The 19375-nt window shown below is 68.7% G+C and carries 15 protein-coding genes; 5 read left to right on the top strand and 10 right to left on the bottom strand.

The genetic code is table 11. The features are described from left to right. Positions 1-11: 11 nt before the first annotated feature. Positions 12-1583, bottom strand: coding sequence for an alpha/beta hydrolase-fold protein (locus tag ACFE7K_RS04830; protein WP_375397035.1), 1572 nt, complete (start codon positions 1581-1583; stop codon positions 12-14). A gap of 411 nt (positions 1584-1994) precedes the next feature. On the opposite strand from ACFE7K_RS04830, the gene ACFE7K_RS04825 reads away from it, so the two are divergent. Continuing rightward, positions 1995-2894: a lysostaphin resistance A-like protein gene (locus ACFE7K_RS04825; RefSeq protein WP_375397034.1), complete on the top strand. Its 900-nt coding sequence runs from the start codon at positions 1995-1997 to the stop codon at positions 2892-2894. An 11-nt stretch (positions 2895-2905) separates the two neighbouring features. On the opposite strand, the gene ACFE7K_RS04820 is transcribed toward ACFE7K_RS04825, so the two are convergent. From ACFE7K_RS04820 to ACFE7K_RS04785, 8 genes are all read right to left on the bottom strand, one after another. Next, positions 2906-4453: a S1C family serine protease gene (locus ACFE7K_RS04820; protein ID WP_375397033.1), complete on the bottom strand. Its 1548-nt coding sequence runs from the start codon at positions 4451-4453 to the stop codon at positions 2906-2908. Positions 4454-4510: 57 nt separating this feature from the next. Continuing rightward, positions 4511-6091 (bottom strand): hypothetical protein, encoded by a 1581-nt coding sequence (locus ACFE7K_RS04815; protein WP_375397032.1) that lies wholly within the window; start codon positions 6089-6091, stop codon positions 4511-4513. A 47-nt stretch (positions 6092-6138) separates the two neighbouring features. Then, the gene (locus tag ACFE7K_RS04810; protein ID WP_375397031.1) at positions 6139-8307 is read right to left on the bottom strand and encodes a primosomal protein N'; all 2169 of its coding nucleotides are present in this window, start codon (positions 8305-8307) and stop codon (positions 6139-6141) included. A gap of 85 nt (positions 8308-8392) precedes the next feature. Further along, positions 8393-8962: an aminoacyl-tRNA hydrolase gene (pth, locus tag ACFE7K_RS04805; RefSeq protein ID WP_375397030.1), complete on the bottom strand. Its 570-nt coding sequence runs from the start codon at positions 8960-8962 to the stop codon at positions 8393-8395. 99 nt (positions 8963-9061) lie between these two features. After that, positions 9062-9484: a hypothetical protein gene (locus tag ACFE7K_RS04800; protein WP_375397029.1), complete on the bottom strand. Its 423-nt coding sequence runs from the start codon at positions 9482-9484 to the stop codon at positions 9062-9064. Positions 9485-9530: 46 nt separating this feature from the next. Further along, the gene (locus tag ACFE7K_RS04795; RefSeq protein ID WP_375397028.1) at positions 9531-10211 is read right to left on the bottom strand and encodes a 50S ribosomal protein L25/general stress protein Ctc; all 681 of its coding nucleotides are present in this window, start codon (positions 10209-10211) and stop codon (positions 9531-9533) included. 107 nt (positions 10212-10318) lie between these two features. Next, positions 10319-11158 carry a TraB/GumN family protein gene (locus tag ACFE7K_RS04790; RefSeq protein WP_375397027.1) on the bottom strand — a complete coding sequence of 280 codons (840 nt, stop codon included), beginning with the start codon at positions 11156-11158 and terminating at the stop codon, positions 10319-10321. Continuing rightward, positions 11155-12099: a TraB/GumN family protein gene (locus tag ACFE7K_RS04785; RefSeq protein WP_375397026.1), complete on the bottom strand. Its 945-nt coding sequence runs from the start codon at positions 12097-12099 to the stop codon at positions 11155-11157. Before ACFE7K_RS04785 ends, ACFE7K_RS04790 begins: the two co-directional genes overlap by 4 nt. A gap of 156 nt (positions 12100-12255) precedes the next feature. On the opposite strand from ACFE7K_RS04785, the gene ACFE7K_RS04780 reads away from it, so the two are divergent. From ACFE7K_RS04780 to ACFE7K_RS04765, 4 genes are all read left to right on the top strand, one after another. Further along, a complete protein-coding gene (locus ACFE7K_RS04780) occupies positions 12256-13110 on the top strand; it encodes a glycine--tRNA ligase subunit alpha (RefSeq protein ID WP_375397099.1) in 855 nt (284 codons plus the stop codon). Positions 13111-13153: 43 nt separating this feature from the next. Further along, positions 13154-15430: a glycine--tRNA ligase subunit beta gene (gene glyS / locus ACFE7K_RS04775; RefSeq protein WP_375397025.1), complete on the top strand. Its 2277-nt coding sequence runs from the start codon at positions 13154-13156 to the stop codon at positions 15428-15430. Positions 15431-15497: 67 nt separating this feature from the next. Continuing rightward, positions 15498-18164 (top strand): pyruvate, phosphate dikinase, encoded by a 2667-nt coding sequence (ppdK, locus tag ACFE7K_RS04770; RefSeq protein WP_375397024.1) that lies wholly within the window; start codon positions 15498-15500, stop codon positions 18162-18164. A 50-nt stretch (positions 18165-18214) separates the two neighbouring features. Beyond that, positions 18215-18958: a hypothetical protein gene (locus tag ACFE7K_RS04765; RefSeq protein ID WP_375397023.1), complete on the top strand. Its 744-nt coding sequence runs from the start codon at positions 18215-18217 to the stop codon at positions 18956-18958. Between the two features lie 7 nt (positions 18959-18965). Here ACFE7K_RS04765 and ACFE7K_RS04760 read toward each other — a convergent pair whose 3' ends face one another. After that, complete coding sequence (locus ACFE7K_RS04760; protein ID WP_375397022.1) at positions 18966-19328, bottom strand: hypothetical protein; 363 nt, start codon at positions 19326-19328, stop codon at positions 18966-18968. Between the last annotated feature and the right edge of the window lie 47 nt (positions 19329-19375).

The following is a 19375-nucleotide window of genomic DNA, read 5'->3' as shown; positions in this document are numbered from 1 at the left end:
GGGCCGGGCGGTTATCCCCTGGGCCGCTTTGCCCCCGGCCGCGCGACGCCGTACATCGCCCAGGCAATGTCCTTGAGCAGCGCCTGGCTGTCGGTGCCGCGCACGAACAGGTCCATGTGCGTCTTGCCCGGCAGATAGGTGAAGTCGGCCCTGATTCCCGCCTTGGCCATCGCCGCCTGGAGGAGGTGGGCGGGGCCGTCCAGATAGAAGGTGTCGGCAGTGCCGACGGTCAGGTGCACCTTGCCGTCGAGATCGGGCTTCAGCGTCGCCGCATCGCGCGCAATGATCCAGGCGATGTCGTAATGGTCGCGCCAATAGGCGGCGACCGCCGGATCGATCGCGCCGGTCGCGCGGTCGAACAGCGACACCGGGCGGCCATCGGCGCCGCGCGGCGAGAACACCCATTCGAACGAGGCGATCTGGCCGCCATATTGGCCCAGCACCGCCTCGGCGCGGGCGAACTGCTCCATCGTCGCGATCACCTTGCCCTTGTCGCGGACCAGCGGGCGCGGCTTGCCGTCGGCGTCATAGTAGAAATTGGCGTCGGCATAGAGGTTGATGTTGGTGAAGTCGTGAAAGTCGCCGGGATCGGGCGAGGTCGGCCAGCTGCCCCCGAACACCCGGGGATAGCGCACCTGGAGCCACAGGCACGACCAGCCGCCCGAGCTGTGCCCGGTCAGGAACCGGCCCCGGACGGTCGCATCCATCGCATAGAGGCGTTCGAGCGTCGGGATCACCTCGGTCGTCAGCGCGGCACCCCACGGGCCGTTATTGGCCGAATCGGCGAATTCGTTGGTCCCGGTGGCGCCGCTATGGTCGAGGAACACCCAGATCATCGGCGGCGCGGCGCCCTCGGCCATCGTCGCCGACATCGCCGCCGCGCTGAACTTCGCCGACGCCAGGGTGCTGCCGAAGCCGCCATCCGAGTAAACGGTGGGGAAACGCCTGGTCCCGTCATAACCGGGCGGCAGCGCGATCCAGCCCCTGATCGACATCGGCCGCCCGACAAAGGCGGTCAGCGCGGCGCTGGGAATTTCGACCGCCTTCACCTTGTCGAGATTGGCGAGCAACCGGCCGCGCATCGGCGCGGGCAGCCGGGCGAGCCGCGCGGCGGGATCGGGGGTGGGCACCACGGTATCCAGCACGACCGGCGGCGCCCTTCCGGGCAGCGTCACCTCGACCACCCTGGAGACGAGATCACCCGCGCCGCGCCCGGCATAATCGTAATCGTGGTTCCGATCGAGCACCGCCTGGACGCGGTAGGTCCCGGCGGCCAGGGTCGAGAGCGGAGCGGGCCAGGCGTCGGTCTCGGCATCGATCATCGCGACGCGCCCGGGCTGCAGGTCGGTCACCTCGCGCGCGGCGATCGTCGCGCCGGTCGGACGGAACGGCGAGAAATCGACCGCGGCGGCGGGTTTCGCGCCAGGCTCGACGCGCTCGACGAACACGATCAGCCGGCCGCCGAGATGCGCGCCGAGCGCCGGCGCGGCGGTCACCGCGATCGTGACCGGCTCGTGCTCGGGCGCCGGCGTCGCCGCTCCCAGCAGCATGATGGCGGCAAGCAGCGTCAGCGGTCGGAACATCGACAATCCCCTTTTAGGGTCCAAACTTAACCGGGATGGGGTCGTGATCGCCCGGAGCAGCCCGCCGACGAGGAGCGTAGCGCACACGCGTAGCCAAAGCTACGCGCAAGCAAGCGACGATGCTCGGCGAGCTGCTCCGGGCGACCGCTCCGCGGCGGGCCGATTTGGGCGCCAGGCGGCACCGCGCGTCGGTCACGATGCTTGGCATCGCTCCCTCCTTGCTCCTTGCCTGGCGCTCAAATCGGCTCCGTCACGATCCCCATCCCGATTGAGTTTGGACCCTGACCTTCCTTCGGCGACGATCGCGGCGATGGCAAGCGCTTGCGCCGTCGTGCGTGCGGCCTAGGATCCGTCTCGTCAGGCGGCAAGGACCGCCGAGCCTAATCTGCGGGACCGACAGGGGATCAAGGCATGGATGATATCGACACGACCTCCACCGCGCGGCGGGTGCTGCGCCATCCGGGCATCTTGCTGGGGCTGGCGATCCTGGCCACGATGGCCGGCGTGGTCGCGATCTCGCTGTTCAGCCTAGGCGTGCATGCCATGCTGGGGCGCGGTGCCGATCCGGCGGGCATCCTGATCGTCGGCATCGGCGCGGCGGCGATCCTGTCGGCGGTCTATGCCGGCTTCTGCCGCTTCGTCGAACGCCGACCCGTGCGCGAATTGTCGCTCGACAACGCCTTGCCCGAACTCGGCATCGGCATCGGCACCGGCTTGGCGCTCTTTTCGGTGGTGGTCGCGGTGATCTGGGCGTTCGGGGGGTATCGGGTGATCGGCTATCACGGTGCCGGCGTGCTGGTCCCGGCGCTGGCGATCGCGATCTCGTCGGGGTTTACCGAGGAGATCTTCTTTCGCGGCTTCTTCTTCCGGCTGACCGAGCGGTGGCTGGGCACCTGGGCCGCGCTGGCGTTGTCGGCGGCCCTGTTCGGCGCGCTCCACCTCGGCAATCCCCACGCGACCCTGCTGGCGGCGGTCGCGATCATGCTGGAGGCGGGGATCATGCTGGCGGCGGTGTACATGCTGACGCGCCGGCTGTGGGCGGCGATCGGCCTGCACGGCGCGTGGAACTTCGCGCAGGGCGGCATCTATGGCATCGCCGTGTCGGGCGGCGAGATGGACGGCATCCTGCGCCCGCGCATGACCGGCGCCGACCTGCTCACCGGCGGCGCGTTCGGGGCCGAGGCGTCGTTGCCCGCGATCGTCGTCGCGACCGCATTCGGGATCATGCTGCTGGTCGTGGCGCGGCGGCGCGGGCAGTTCCTGGCGCCGCTATGGATACGCCGCCGTCGCGGCACGGAAGGTGCGGCCTGAGCAAAACGGCCTTAATCCGCCGGCGCGCAGCTATAGACCAGTTTCTCGCTATATTCAGGCGGCAACGTGCCGCGGATCGACTGTTGCTGTGTCGCCAGGCTGTCCAGCGCCTTCGGATCGGCCGAACATTGCTTCAGCGCGATCTGGGCGCGGACCTTGCGCGCGGCATCCATCTGCGTGCCGTTCAGGAAGTAGCGCAGGCTGGTGAACGTCCGGGCGAGGGGGTCGAAGGTCAGCACCGATACCGTCTGATCCTTGTCGGGGACCAGCACGCGCGTCCATCTGCCGTCTTCCTCGGCATATTGGGTGCGGCCGTTGACGCAGCCGCCGCTGCCCCAGTCGAGCAGTACCGGTTCCTCGGACGAGACGGTGATCCGGCTGCGCTCGGGGACCAGCTTGCATGCCATCTTGCCGCGCGGCTGGTCGGCAATGGCGGTGGGCGTCGCGCCGGGGACGACAAAGCCGGGCGGCAATACCGCAATGCCGCTGGGGCGATTGAGGAAGACGATGATCGCCGCGACCATCAGCACCGCGCCGGCCGAGGCGGTCCATGCCGCCGGTTGCTGCCGGCCGCGCGTCAGCAGCACGCCGCCCCCGCCGACCGTCAGCGCGCCGAGCACCAGCAGCAGGGCGGCGATCGCGATGATGTTCTGATCGGTCCGTTCCAGGTCGATGCGCACGCGGTCCAGCGCCTGCTGCCGGTCGAACTGCGCCTTGGCGGCGGCGTCGCGGCGCGCGGCGGCGGCGGCCTGGTTGGCGGCGGCGTCGGCCGCCTGGTCGGCGCTCATCCGCTCGGCCACGCTCATGCAGGGCATGGCCGTCGAGGTGAACGGCTGCTTGGCGTCGCGCAGGAACGCGATCACCTCGCTGTCGGCGATCGCAAAGGCGAAATTGGCGTCGCCTTCCTCACCACGGGTGATCGCCGAATTGACCCCGATCACCCGCCCGCAGCGATCGAGCAGCGGGCCGCCCGAATTGCCCCGCGAGATGCTGGCGGTATGGAGCAATGCCTCGACCCCGTTACGGGTGCGGCGCGCCGACAGCGACCCTTCGGACCGCACCGGCGCCAGCGGCGTGATGAAATCCGCCGCCGACCGCGCCGTTGCCAGGTCGACATTGCCCGGATAGCCCAGCGAGGTGAGCGCTAAGCTGTCGTCGATCGACCCCGAAAAGAGCGCCACCGGCGGCAACGAGACCCCGGTGAACTCGATCAGCGCCAGGTCGCGCCTCGTATCGATCGCGACGACGCGCGCCTGGTACGATTTGGTACCTTCTGAGGGCACGATGCCGATCACGACGTTGTCGGGATATTGCTCCGCCAGCTCGACGACGTGCGCGTTGGTGACGATCCGGTTGGGGCCGACCGCAAAGCCCGATCCATGATAGAAGCCGACCACTTCCTGGTCGACGACCGCGATCGTCACCACGCGCACGACGCTGCGCGCGGCGGCGGCGATGTCGTCGGCGCCCGCCGCAATCGGCATCATCACGCCGACCGCCAGCGCCACCAACGCCGCCAGCCGCCGCGTGACGGACCCGATCGAAAACCTCGCTGTCATCGTCGTCCCCATGGCAGATTGCCCGCGCCCGCAACAGGCGGGAGCGGCAAGCCCGGCTCAGGATTTCTTCTCGCTGCCCCTCGGATCGTTCTTCTTGTCGTCCGCGGGAGGGGCGAGCAGCTTGATCGCGCCGTCGATGTCGCCCTTGTCGATCGCCGCCAGCGCCTGTCCGCCGATCGCCGACAGACCCGGCGCCTCCGAATTATAGGCAACCGGCGCCAGCGCGACGCGCGCATCCTTGACTTTGTTCTGCGCCAGCAGGACGCGCGCGGCCGCCACCCGCACCGCACTGTCATAGGGGGCCAGCACATAGGCGTAGACCATGGCGTTGTCGGCGTTTGCAGTCGGCTTCTCACCGGCCGGGCGAAAGCTCTGGTAATAGAGGATCAGCGGCTCGGGATCCTCGGTGTCGAGCTTGTTGGCGGCCAGATACCATTTGCGGATCGCCTGCCACCGCGCCGGGTCGGTCGATTTCTCCTTCTCCGCCTGCGCCTGCATCGCCTGCCCCTTGTAGAGCAGGGCATGGATCGACCGGGGATCGGCGGCACGCGCCCGGTCGGCGGCGGCCTCCGCCCGTTGGAAGCCGGCCATGGCCTCGGTTGCCGGCCCGCTGTTGGCGGCATCGAACTCGGCCTCGGCCAGCGCATTCTGCGCGCCCGCGTCGTCGGGAAAGCCCGTGGCGAGACGCCGCGCCAAGGTGATCGCCTCGGCCGCCCGTTTGGCGTCGACGCCGCGCCTCGACATGATCAGCACCGGCATCAGCGCGGCTTCGCCCGCGGAGAGCGGACGCACCGCGACATCGCCGATCTTCAGGTCGGCGGCGTTGGCGGTATAGGACGGCAACTGGCTGCGCTTGCCCCAATTGGTCATCCGCTGGTCGAGCGTGCCCGGATTGCCGAGCAGCTTGGCCGCTTCATCGACCCGCGTCCCGCTGTTGATCGCCGTGATGTATTTGCTCAACTGGCCCCGGCGTTCATCGTCGAAGGTCAGGTAATCCAGCAACAGCCAGCCACGGCTGTAGACCGCGTCGCGGCTGGCACCATCGATGTTGTCGCTGGGCTTGACGCGCAGCAGGTCGCCGGCCGGCATCAGGTTGCTCTTGCCGACCGTGTACCGGCGATAGTCGGGCGCCGCGCCGAACGTCACGCTGCCGTCGGGGCGCATGATCGCGGTGGCATGCAGTTCGGCGAACCCTTCCGCGAACCAATAGGGAAAGGCGGCGTCCGACCAGTTCGAGAACATCCAGTGATGGGTATATTCGTGGAACAGGATCGCCTGCGCCGACAGATCGCCGTCGCCGCCCGATCGCGGCACGAACGCCACCGACCCCTCGGCGCGCCCGATATAGAATCCGGCCACGCCGGAACGGCCGGCCAGCTTCTGCACGTCGCCGACCGAACCGACGACGAAGATCGTCACCCGCGACGCGGGCCCGCGCTTGTCGTCCGGGGTGACGTGCCAGACGCGCATCGCCTTGTCGAAGCGCTCGAGCTTGGCGGTATAGGCTTTGACGTTATCCTGCGAGTCGTTCGAATAGACGACAAAATGCTGCGAGCTTCCCTGATACCAGCCGGCCTGCGCCGCCCCCGGCACCAGCGCGGCCGTGGCCAGCATCACCCGCGCGAATCTGCGAAACATCAACTCTCCCCCGACCTGTACATCTTCCGCCAAGACTAACCGGCCGATTACAGAAAGCTATAGGGATCGACGTCGACGACCACGCGGACCCGCGCCGGCCAGTCGACGCCGCTCAGCCAGTCGCGGATCACGTCCTGGACGTCCAGCGCGCGCCGGGCATGGATCAGCAGGCGGTAGCGGTGGCGGCCGCGCAGCATCGCCAGCGGCGCCGCCGCCGGACCATAGGTCTCCATGCCGTCGATCCGCGGCGCCGCCCGCCCGATCGCCCTGGCCGCATCCTGCGCTGCGTCCTGATCCTCCGAGCTGACGACGATCGCGGCATAGCGGCCATAAGGCGGCGCCCCGGCCTCGCGCCGTTCCTCGGCCTCGGCCGCCTGGAACGCCTCGGCCTGGCCGGACACCAAAGCGGCCATTACCGGCGCATCGGGGTCGTGCGTCTGGATATAGACATGGCCGGGCTTCTCGCCGCGCCCGGCGCGCCCCGCCACCTGCATGATCTGCTGGAACGTGCGCTCGGCCGCGCGCAGGTCGCCGCCGCCCAGCCCCAGATCGGCATCGACTACGCCGACCAGCGTCAGATTGGGGAAATGATAGCCCTTGGTCACCAATTGCGTGCCGATCACGATGTCGATCGCACGCGCCTCCATCCGTTCGACGAATTCGGCGGCCTTGGCCGGCGACCACAAGGTGTCGCTGGTGACGATCGCGACGCGCGCCTGGGGCCACAAGGCGGCGGCCTCGTCGGCGATGCGTTCGACGCCGGGGCCGCAGGCGACCAGGCTGTCCTCGGCCCCACATTCCGGGCAGGCGCGCGGGGTCGGATAGACGTGTCCGCAATGATGACAGGCCAGCCGATGGATCAGCCGGTGCTCGACCATCCATGCGGTGCAGTTCGGGCATTGGCAGCGATGCCCGCATGCCCGGCACAAGGTGAGCGGCGCATAACCGCGGCGATTGAGGAACAGCAGCGCCTGCTCGCCGCGCGCCAGCGTCGCGTCGATCGCGGTGACCAGCCGCGCCGCCAGCCAGCGCCCGCGCTCCGGCGGCTCGCGGATCAGGTCGATCGCCTCGATCACCGGCAGTTCGGCGGCGCCGTACCGGGCGGGCAGGCGCAGCTCGGCATAATTGCCGATCTCGACTTGGTGCCGGGTCTCCAGCGCCGGCGTCGCCGATGCCAGCACCACCGGCACGCCTTCGAACTTGCCGCGCATCACCGCGACGTCGCGCGCGTGATAATGGACGCCGTCCTCCTGCTTGAAGCTCGTCTCGTGCGCCTCGTCGACGACGATCAGGCCGAGCCTGGCATAGGGCAGGAACAGCGCCGATCGCGCGCCGACGGTGACCAGCGCCTCGCCATCGGCGATCGCGCGCCAGGCGCGCCGCCGCTGCGACTGGCGCTGTCCCGAATGCCAGGCCACCGGCGCGCAGCCGAACCGCGCGGCGAAGCGCTGGAGGAACGGTTCGGTCAGCGCGATCTCGGGCAGCAGCACCAGGGTCTGCCGCCCGGCGCGGATCGCCTCGGCGATCGCCTCGAAATAGACCTCGGTCTTGCCCGATCCCGTCACGCCGTCGAGCAACGTCGGATGAAACGCCCGCGCGCGCACGTCGGCGACCAGCGCGTCGGCCGCCGCGCGCTGCTCGGCGGAAAGCGTCGGCGTCGCAAAATCGGGATCGGGGATTGCAAAGGGACTGTCGATCGCGACCTCGACCGCCGCGATCGCGCCGGCCTTGATCATCCCGCGGATCACCGCCTCGGACACGTCGGCGATCGTCGCCAGCTCGCGCGCCAGTCCCTGGCGGTCGCCGATCCGCGCCAGCGCCTGGGCGCGCTGCGGCGTCAGGCGATCGGGCACCAGGCCGGTCGTGCGATATTCGACGGTCGTGGCGGCGCCCTCCAGCGCCGAACCGGACGGCAGCGCCATCCGCGCGACGCTGGCGGGCGGCGCCAGGTAATAATCCGCGGTCCATTCGATCAGCCGCCGCATCGGCGCGGTCAGCGGCGGCACGGGTAGGACACCGGCCAGGTTGCGCAGCCGGTTGTCGCCGACCTCGGCGGCCGACGGCATGCGCTCGGGCTCCCACACCACGCCGAGCAGCTGCCGCGGCCCCAGCGGCGCGACCACCAGCGATCCCGGCTGGACCGTCATGCCGCGGGGCACGCGGTAATCGAGCGGGCCGAGCGCCGAATTCATGACGAGGACGCGGGCGCGGGACATGGGTCTGCACCCTATATAGGATTACGGTCCTCGAAACAGCGGGCCGGCTTTCGCGACAGGTTCCCGCGCGAGGTCACAGCGATGGTCATTCCTGCGTCCTGAGCGCCACGTCGTTCATGAACCGCGCATCGTCGCCGACCGCCAGCCACGCCGCCTCCGCCGCGATCGCGCCGAGCAGGTCGGACAGCGGCTCGATCTCCGCTTTCGCGTAATTGCCCAGCACGTGCCCGGTCACGCGATCCTTGTGGCCGGGATGACCGATGCCGATGCGGACGCGGCGGAAGGCGTCGCCGACATGCTGAATGGCCGATCGGATGCCGTTATGTCCCGCCGCCCCGCCGCCGCGCCTGACGCGGACCTTGCCCGGCTCCAGGTCGAGCTCGTCATGGAATATCGTCAGGTCGTCGATGTCCAGCTTGTGATAGCGCAGCGCCTCGCCGATCGATCGCCCGCTGTCGTTCATGAACGTCGCGGGCTTTAGCAGCAGCAGCCTCTCTTCGCCGATGCGGCCCTCCTGGGTCCAGCCCTGGAATTGTTTCCTGACGCTGCCGAACGCCTGCACCTCGGCGATCGCGTCGACCGCCATGAACCCGACATTGTGGCGATGCATCGCATATTGCGCGCCCGGATTGCCCAGCCCGACCCAGAGTTGCACCCACCCGCCTTTCGTCCATCGAGCCGCGCTGCGTCTGTTTGATAACTCGCGGAAGAGCGAGTTCCGTGCGGTGCCAGCTCGCTCTCCGCCCCGGATCAATCAGCCCGCCTTGAGCTTCAGCGCCGCGCCGAAGCCGTTCAGCTTTTCCCCGTAACTGCGCATGCACCCGAGGATGAAGTCGCCCTTTGCCGGATTGTCCTTCAGCGCCAGGCGCGCGGCATCGACCTGCGCGGCGCGCGCGGCGATATCGGCATAGCGCGCCTCGATCGTCCCGTAATAATAGCCCGCCGCCTCGGTCAGCGCCGGAAGGACGCCGGGCTTCTGGGCAAGCGGGCTGGCCGGATCCCTGGCGATGCCGATCTTGGCGACGTACAGCGCGATCCAGCAGGTCGCATCGGGATCGGCGCCGGCGACCCGCGGCGCAGGCGAGGCGGCGGGCGGCGGCGCGGCGGTCTGCGCCGGCGCGCGCCCGGACATCAGGATCAGGCTCGCCGCCATCGCGGCGATCATTGCTACGCGCACGACATCTCTCCCGAACAGGTCGCCGGCTCCTACGCGAACGACCTCGTCAGGCCTGGGACTCGCCCGCGGCAGCCTCTGCCTCGGCGACCGACTCCTCATGCGCCGCCTCGGCCAGTGCGGCTTCCTCGGTGGCCTGCTCTCGCGCTTCGGACAGCATCGCCGACGGCGCGACGAGCGTGGCGATGGTGAAGTCGCGATCCTCGATCGCCGACGCCGCGCCCGTGGGCAGCGCCACGTTCGAGATGTGGATCGCATCGCCGACGTCCAGCCCCTTGAGCGAGATGGTGATCTCGCTGGGAATATCGGCCGCGTCGACCACCAGTTCCAGCTCGTGGCGGACGACGTTGAGCACGCCGCCCTTCTTGATGCCGACCGACTCGTCCTCGTCGGTGAACACGACCGGCACGCTGACATGGACGGTCGCGTGTTCGGCGATACGCAGGAAGTCGACATGGATCGGGCGATCGCTGACGACGTCGAACGCGACGTCCTTGGGCAGGGTGCGCGTGGGGCCGCCGCTGCCGGTATCGATCATGACAACCGAATTCATGAAATGGCCGGTCATCAGCAGGCGCATCAGCGCGCGTTCCTCGACATGGATCGGGATCGGGTCCTGCTTGTTGCCATAGATGACGGCGGGCACGCGGCCATTGCGACGCAGCGCACGCGAGGCTCCCTTGCCTCCGCGGTCACGCGTCTCGGCGGCGAGCGTCAGTTGGTCGCTCATGATGGTCTCCGAAATGCTTGGATGGGCGAATACCGCGCAGGCCTCCAGGGATGACCCTGCACGGAAGCGCGCGGCCCTAGCCTATGGCGCCCATTTGGGCAAGGCCGCTACTGGAGGCGCTCGATGCGCAAGTCGCGCCCGGCCAGCATCGCCGGCAGCGCATAGGGGCCGGCGAGATGGCCCGCGCCGATCGCGACCAGCACCTTGCCCGGCCGTTTCATCCGGGCGGCGATCCAGTCGGCCCAGCGCCGGTTGGGCTGGCCGACCAGCCGTCCGGCAAGCGGGCCGCGATCCGATCGCGGATCGAGCGCGGTCAGATCGCCCTTTTCCCAGGCGCGCAGCACGACAACGTAGCGTTCGCCCGGCTGGAGCGCCCTGGCGAGCATCTGGTCCTGCAAGTCGGACGGCAAGGCGTCGAGCATCGCGAGCTGATCCTTCGCGCGATAGAGGCCCGCCCGCCGCCGCCCGGCAAAGGCGCGCCAGAGCACCGTCTCCACCCCGTCGGCGACCGTGGCGCCGCCGGCAATCGCGTCTCCGGTCGCCAGCATGGTCGCCGCCGCCCAGCTTTTCTGCGGGTCGAGCGTGGCCCGCGCCACGCCCGCTCTGGCGATCGCCAAGTCGAGCGCGGCGCGGTCCCGTACCGCAACCCGGCTGGCGATCGGCGGCAAGCCCTGGCCACGCGCAACTTCGGCGAAACCGGCACGGTCGTCGGGCGCGGATTCGATCATCAGTTCGTCCGCCGCGCCGATCGCCTGCTCGATCGCGGGGGTCCGCCAGCGGATCTCGGGCGGCAACAGGTGGATGCTGCCCAGCAGCCAGATCGTCGTGTCGCCGTCGCTCACCCGGAACAGCGCGGGCCGCGCGTCAACCGGGAGCGCGGCGGGCCTGCCGCATCCCCCCGGCGCCAGCGCCAGCGCGAGGGGCAGCGCGGCGCGGCGCCAGTTCAATAGGGGACCCGCATGGCCTTGATCTTCAGCTTGCGCAACTGGTCCTGGACGCTGTCCGCGCCCGCCAGATGCCCCGCGCCGACCGCGACGAATACCGTGCCGGGCCTGGCCAGCCGCGCCTTGATCCATTGCGCCCAGCGCACGTTGCGATCGGTCAGCAGCACGCGCTTCAGCGTCGGATTGTCGTCGACATCGTCGTTCATGATCCGGCCGAGCGTTGCCGGATCGCCCTTTGCCCAGGCGCCCACCATCGTCGCCATCATCGGCCCCGCCTTGGCGAAATCCTTGAGCGTCGATTCGAGGAACTGGACCTGCACCGGCTGGGGCAGGTCGGCGAGATAGCCGATCTGGATCGCCGCGGTCTCCAGCCCCTCGACCGGCTTGTTCGCGGCCCGCGCGGCATCCGCCAGCACGGTCTCGGGTCCGCTGGCGGGATCGTAGCCCAGCTTCATCAGCGGCAGCAGCGCGAGGTTGGTCGCCGCCACCCACGGCCGGGCGCGATCGAACGCCGCCGCCGGCAAGCCGACCGAGCCCAGCGCCGCGGCATAGGGCGCGCGGTCCTTTTCCGGCAATTGCTCGGTCAGCGTCGGACCCGAGGCGGTGAAGCCCCGCGCGACCAGCAATTGCCGCATCGCCGCCTGGTCGGGCGGAACCATCTCCAGCACCAGCGTGTCGCTCTTGTCGAACGCGGTCTTCACGGCCTCGTCGAACCACGACAAGCCGGGTTTGAGGACATGGATCGTCCCGAACAGATAGATCGTCGTGTCCTTGTCCCTGACCACCCACAAAGCCGGATCGGCATCGGTCGCTGGAACGAGGGCAGGCACAGGAACAGGGGCAGGCGCGGCGGTCTGCGCCGCACTGAGCGCGGGTGCAGTGGCGAGCAGGGCGGCGGCGAGCGTGCTCAGGCGCCGGGTGCGACGAAGGAAAGAGTCGATCATCCCCGATACATAGCCGCGCGGCCGTGCCGTCGCCACCGGCTTTGCGTGGATTTGGCTAATTGCGGGCGGAGGCGCCTGCCCCCGCCCCGCCATTGATTCTGCATCCACCATCCGCCAAAGCCCGCTGCCGTGACGCGACCGCTTTCCTTTCAGGACATGATCCTGACGCTCCACGATTATTGGAGCCGCCACGGCTGCCTGATCCTCCAGCCGTACGACATGCGGATGGGGGCGGGGACGTTCCATACCGCGACGACCCTGCGTGCGCTCGGCCCCGATCCGTGGAACGCCGCGTTCGTCCAGCCCTGCCGCCGCCCGACCGACGGCCGCTATGGCGAGAACCCCAACCGGCTCCAGCATTATTACCAATATCAGGTGATCCTTAAGCCCAGCCCGCCCGACCTCCAAGCGCTGTACCTCGGCAGCCTGGCGGCGATCGGCGTGGATTTCACCTGCCACGACATCCGCTTTGTCGAGGATGATTGGGAAAGCCCGACGCTGGGCGCCTGGGGGCTCGGCTGGGAAGTGTGGTGCGATGGGATGGAGGTGACGCAATTCACCTATTTCCAGCAGATGGGCGGGTTCGACTGCAAGCCGGTCGCCGGCGAGCTGACCTATGGGCTCGAACGGCTGGCGATGTACATCCAGGACAAGGACAGCGTGTACGACCTGCCGTTCAACGACGCCGCCCACGGGCAGGCGCAGTTCACCTATGGCGACGTCTTCCACGAAAACGAGGTCGAGATGTCGGCGTGGAACTTCGAGGTGGCGGACACGGATACGCTGTTCGACCTGTTCCGCAAAGCCGCGGCCGAATGCGAGAACTGCCTGGACCGCCGGCTGCCGATCCCCGCCTATGAACAGGCGATCGAGGCCAGCCATATCTTCAACCTGCTCAACGCCCGCGGCGTGATCTCGGTCGCCGAGCGCCAGGCGTATATCGGCCGCGTGCGCGACCTGGCGAAGGGCGCCTGCGCGGCGTGGATGGACAAGAACGGATGGGCGGCGTGAGTGCCGAACTAAATCCTCCCCGTTCACGGGGAGGATCGGAGGGATGACCGATTTCCTGCTCGAACTGCGCTCCGAGGAAATCCCGGCGCGGATGCAGGACAAGGCGCGCGACGATCTCGCGCGGTTGTTTGCGGGCGAGCTGGAAAAGGCGGGCTTGCGCGCCGCCGCGATCGTGACCTTCGCGACGCCGCGACGGTTAGCGCTGATCGCGCGTGACTTGCCGGCCGAAACGGCGGCGGTCTCCGAAGAAGTCAAGGGCCCGCGCGTGGGCGCACCGCCGCAAGCGCTTGAGGGGTTCCTGCGCAGGACCGGGCTAACCGAGGGCGACTTGGTGGAGCGCGACGGCGTATTGTTTGCGGCGATCGATAAGCCCGGCCGCGCCACCGCCGACGTGCTGGCCGAGGCGATCCCGGCGATCGTCCGCCAATTTCCCTGGCCCAAGTCGATGCGCTGGGGCGCAGCCTCGACCTCGACGGAAAGCCTTCGCTGGGTCCGTCCGCTGCACGGCATCGTCGCTTTGCTTGGCGAGGACGTCGTGCCGGTCGAAATCGCCGGGGTGCAATCCGGTGCCGCGACGCTTGGCCACCGCTTCCACCATCCCGGCGTCATCACGATCGGCTCGGCGGCGGATTACGAGGAGAAATTGCGCGCCTGCCACGTCATCGTCGACCAGGACGCGCGCCGCGCGATCATCCGCGAGCGGGCGGCAGCGCTGGCGGCGGAAGCTGGCCTCGCGTTGATCGAGGACGAAGGCTTGGTCGCCGAGAATGCGGGCCTGACCGAATGGCCGGTGCCGCTGCTCGGCCGCTTCGACGCCGATTTCCTGGATGTCCCCCCCGAGGTGATCCAGCTTACGGCGCGCGTGAACCAGAAATATTTCGTGTGCCGCTCGGCCGACGGGAAACTGGCCGACGCCTTCATCTGCACCTCCAATATCGACGCGGCCGACGGCGGGCGACGGATCGTCGAGGGCAACCGCAAGGTGCTGGCCGCGCGGCTGGGCGATGCGCGGTTCTTCTACGAGACGGATTTGAAGGTGCCGCTGGAGGAACAGGCGAAGAAGCTCGGGAAGATCGTGTTTCACGAAAAGCTGGGAACGGTCGCCGACAAGGTCGATCGGGTGGCGAAACTGGCGCGGTGGCTGGTCGAGGAGGGGATTGTCGGTCCCACAACCACCGATCACCCCGGCCAAGGCCAGGGTTCACCATCGGCCGGCTCGCAACTGGGCCCCGGCCTTCGCCGGGGTGGCGATGAAGAGCGGATGGCGCTCGCGGACAAGGCCGAGCGCGCCGCGCGCCTCGCCAAGGCCGACCTCGTCACCTTCATGGTCGGCGAGTTTCCCGAGCTGCAAGGTCTGATGGGCGGCTATTACGCCGCCGCGCAGGGCGAAGACCCTCAGGTCGCCGCCGCGATCCGCGACCATTACAAGCCGGTCGGGCAGGGCGACGACGTCCCGACCGCGCCGGTGACGGTGGCGGTATCGCTGGCCGACAAGCTGGATAGCATCGTGAACTTTTTCTACATCAATGAAGCTCCGACCGGTTCGAAGGATCCTTTTGCGCTACGCCGCGCAGCCTTGGGCATCATTTCGACCATTACGGCAAACCAGTTGCGGTTAGGTCTGCGCGATGTTCTTCCCAGGGTAGACGAAGACAATCTCTACGTCTTCGAAGGTGCCTTCTACGATAAAGAGAATACGATCCCTCAAAAGATATTCGACTTCCTAGTCGACCGCCTCAAGGTCCAGCAGCGCGAAGCCGGGGTCCGCCACGACCTGATCGACGCGGTGTTTGCGCTCGGTGGGGAGGACGATCTCGTCCGCCTGCTCGCCCGCGTCCGCGCGCTGCAGGCGTTTGTCGGGACCGAGGACGGCGCCAACCTGCTCGCCGGGTACAAGCGCGCGGCGAACATACTGAAAAAAACTCCTCTCCCAGGGGGAGAGCAAGGGGCCCAATCGGCGCAGCCGGTGAGGGCAGGCGGGGGCGCCGACGGCTACCCTCACCCGTCCGCTCCTTTGGAGATCCCTCCCTCTCCCGACGGCCGAGGGAATTTGCTGGCCTACACGCCCGAACCGGCGGAAACCGACCTGATCGCCGCGCTCGATGCCGCCGAGCCTGCCGCCGCCGACGCGGTGGGCCGCGAGGATTTCACGGCGGCGATGGCGGCGCTCGCGACGTTGCGGGCCCCGATCGATGCGTTCTTTGACGGGGTGACGGTGAACGATGCCGATCCCGTCAAGAGACAGGCGCGGCTCGCGCTGCTTGATCGCATCCGTGCTGCGGTGCACAATGTCGCCGACTTTTCGAGGATCGAGGGGTGACGCGAGCCCGTGACCTTTGGTGAACTTTGACCGCGCCGACCAGCGACATCACACTTAGAGGAACAGCATGACCCAATACGTGTATCGGTTCGGCGGCGGTGTTTCGGATGGCGGGAAAGGCGACCGGAACCTGCTCGGCGGCAAGGGCGCCAACCTGGCGGAAATGGCTTCGATCGGCCTGCCGGTGCCGCCGGGATTTACCATTTCGACCGAGATGTGCACGCGCTATTATGACGAGGGCGCGGCCTTTCCCGCCAGCCTCAAGGACGAGGTCGCCGCCGGTCTTGCCCATATCGAGGGCGTGACCGGCAAGGCGTTCGGCGATGCCGCCGACCCGTTGCTGGTGTCGGTGCGCTCCGGCGCGCGTGCATCGATGCCGGGAATGATGGACACCGTCCTCAACCTCGGCCTCAACGACAAAACGGTGGTCGGGCTGGCGACCGCGTCGGGCGACGAGCGCTTCGCCTGGGACAGCTATCGCCGGTTCATCCAGATGTATGCCGACGTCGTCCTCGAACTCGATCACGGCAGCTTCGAGGAAGCGCTGGAGGTCGCCAAGGAGGATCGCGGCTTCACGCTGGACACCGAATTGTCGGCGGCCGACCTGAAGGCGCTCGTCGCCGATTACAAGCGGCTGGTCGAGGAGCAATGGGGCAAGCCCTTTCCGCAGGACGTCCACGGCCAATTGTGGGGCGCGGTGGGCGCGGTGTTCGGGTCGTGGCAGTCGGAACGCGCCAAGGTCTATCGCCGGCTCAACGACATCCCCGCCTCGTGGGGCACCGCGGTCAACGTCCAGGCGATGGTGTTCGGCAACATGGGCGACACCTCGGCGACCGGGGTGGCCTTCACCCGCGATCCCGCCAAGGGCGACAATGCCTATTATGGCGAGTTCCTGATCAACGCGCAGGGCGAGGACGTCGTCGCCGGCATCCGTACCCCGCAATATCTGACGCTGGCGGCGCGCGAGGCGGCCAACGCCAAGCCGCTGTCGATGGAAGAGGCGTTGCCGGAGGTGTATGGCGAACTGGCCCGGGTGTTCGACACGCTCGAAAATCATTATCGCGACATGCAGGACATCGAGTTCACCGTCGAACGCGGCAAGCTCTGGATGCTCCAGACCCGCGCCGGCAAGCGCACCGCCAAGGCGGCGCTGAAGATCGCGGTCGACATGGCCGAGGAAGGGCTGATCACCCGTGAGGAGGCGGTGGCGCGGGTCGATCCCGCCGCGCTCGACCAGCTGCTTCACCCGACCCTCGATCCCCGCGCGCCGCGCGACGTGCTGACCAAGGGCCTCCCCGCCAGCCCCGGTGCCGCCGGCGGCAAGGCGGTGTTCGACGCCGACACCGCCGAACAGCGCGCAGCGGCAGGCGAGGCGGTCATCCTGGTCCGCACCGAGACGTCGCCGGAGGACATTCACGGCATGCATGCGGCCCGGGGCATCCTGACCGCGCGCGGCGGCATGACCAGCCACGCGGCGGTGGTGGCGCGCGGCATGGGGCGGCCATGCGTGTCGGGGGCGGGGACGCTGTCGATCGATGCCAGGGCGCGGGTCATGCGCTGCGCCGGCCGCGAGGTGCGGGAGGGCGACGTCATCACCATCGACGGCGCCACCGGCGAGGTGATGATCGGCGAGGTCGCCACGGTCCAGCCCGAGCTGACGGGCGATTTCGGCACGCTGATGACGTGGGCCGATGCGGTCCGCCGGCTGAAGGTCAGGACCAATGCCGAGACCCCCGCCGATTGCCGTACCGCGCGCGAGTTCGGCGCCGAGGGGATCGGGCTGTGCCGCACCGAGCATATGTTCTTCGAGGCGTCGCGGATCACCGCGGTGCGCCAGATGATCCTGGCCGAGGATGAAGCCGGCCGCCGCGCCGCCCTGGCCCGCCTGCTGCCCGAACAGCGCAGCGACTTCATCGAGATTTTCGAGGTAATGGCCGGCCTGCCCGTCACCATCCGCCTGCTCGACCCGCCGCTCCACGAATTTCTGCCCCACCGGGAAGAGGAATTCGCCGAGGTCGCCGCCGCCGCCGGGATCGGCATCGACCAGCTCAAGCGCCGCGCCGTCGAACTGCACGAGTTCAATCCGATGCTCGGCCATCGCGGATGCCGGCTGGGCGTGACCTATCCCGAAATCTACGAGATGCAGGCGCGCGCGATCTTCGAGGCGGCGATCGAGGTCGCCGAGCGATCCGGCGCCGCGCCGATCCCCGAAGTGATGATTCCCCTGGTCGCGACCGCGCGCGAGCTGGAGCTGATGAAGCAAGTCGTCGACAAGGCAGCGCAGGCGGTGTTCGCCGACAAGCGCCGCGAGATCGACTATCTGGCCGGCACGATGATCGAACTGCCCCGCGCCGCGTTGCGTGCCGGTGACATTGCCGGGGTCGGCGAGTTCTTCTCGTTCGGCACCAACGACTTGACCCAGACCACCTTGGGGGTCAGCCGCGACGATGCCGCGCGGTTCCTGGGCGTCTATGTCGACCAGGGCATCTATCCGCGCGATCCGTTCGTCAGCCTGGATGTCGAGGGCGTCGGCGAGCTGATCGAGATTGCCGCGACCCGGGGGCGCGCAACGCGGGCCGACCTCAAGCTCGGCATCTGCGGCGAACATGGCGGCGATCCCGCATCGATCGCGTTCTGCGAGCGCATCGGGCTCGATTACGTGTCCGCCTCGCCCTATCGCGTGCCGATCGCCCGGCTCGCGGCGGCGCAGGCGGCACTGTCGTCCGGGACTTGACGAATGCGATCGCGCGCCGTCACGTCGGGGCGGGACGCCGGGAGGTGAATGTGGGACGGACGCTCACGACCGCAGGGCTGATAATGCTCGCCGGATGCGGCGTGGCGAACGACGGACCGTCGCAGGACGACATGCGCGACGCGTTCGGCCGCGCGGGGGCCAAGGTGTCGTCGGTCGAACGGATCGCCTGCAAGGCCGCGCCCGACCGGCCGGGCTATATCTGCGACTATAAGGCGGTGTCTTGCCGCCCCTATAGCGGCGCGTGCGGCGCGTCCCAATACCGCACCGGGCGCTTCGTCGAGGTGCAGGGCAGCTGGATGTTCATGGGGGACATGGCAGGGGCAACCCCCGTGCCTTCCCCGCCGGACGCCGCTCCCGCCGCCTCGCCCCCGACATCGACACCGACACCGACGCCGACACCATCCCCGTCCCCGTCCCCCAGCCCCCCGGCGACCGCCACGCCGCTTCCCAGCCCTTCATCGTCGCCCACGCCGCGACCATCGCCGACCCCCAACCCGGCCGCCGTGACCCGCCTTTGGCTGATCGGATTATGGGACCGTGACGCCGACCGCTGCGATGACGAGGAATATTCGCTGTTCCTGCACTTTCACGCCGACGGCCAGTTTGACGGGCGTCGCGGCATGGGCCGCTGGCGGCTGAGCGGCAGCACCGTCTATGTGACCAGCAAGCAATATGAGGACAGCGAGATGCCGGCTTACCAGACGCTGGCGATCGAGCGGATAACCCGCGATATCATGACGGTCGAGGGAACACGCTATTACCGATGCCGGTAACCCCTCCTCAGGCGGGACGCGGGCGCGGGTCGAGCGTGGCGGAATCCGCCGGCGGCGCGGCGACCGGCGGCGTCGCGCGGGCGGCTGCCTCCTGCGCGGCGGCATCACGCGCCGCGGCATCGCGGATCGCCGCCGATCGCGCATCGGCGGCTTCCAGCTCTGCGACGCGGCGATCGCGCAGGGTCATGGCCGCCTCCGTCTCGCGCAGGCGGGTGTCGGTCGATCGGCGATAGCTGGCATGCTCGTCGCGTTCGCGTTCATAAAGGCGGCGCCACTTCCCTCCGCCGGGCGCGATCGCCAGGCCGAAGCACAGTCCGACGATCAGCATCAGCAGCAGGGCGACCAGCTCGGTCGGGGTCGTGAACAGCATCGTCGGCGCCTCTGACAAGGTACGGCGGCATAACGACGGCCATGGGT

Source organism: uncultured Sphingomonas sp. (assembly GCF_964244265.1).
Taxonomy (GTDB): Bacteria; Pseudomonadota; Alphaproteobacteria; order Sphingomonadales; family Sphingomonadaceae; genus Sphingomonas.
This window is presented reverse-complemented; position numbering and strand designations above follow the sequence as displayed.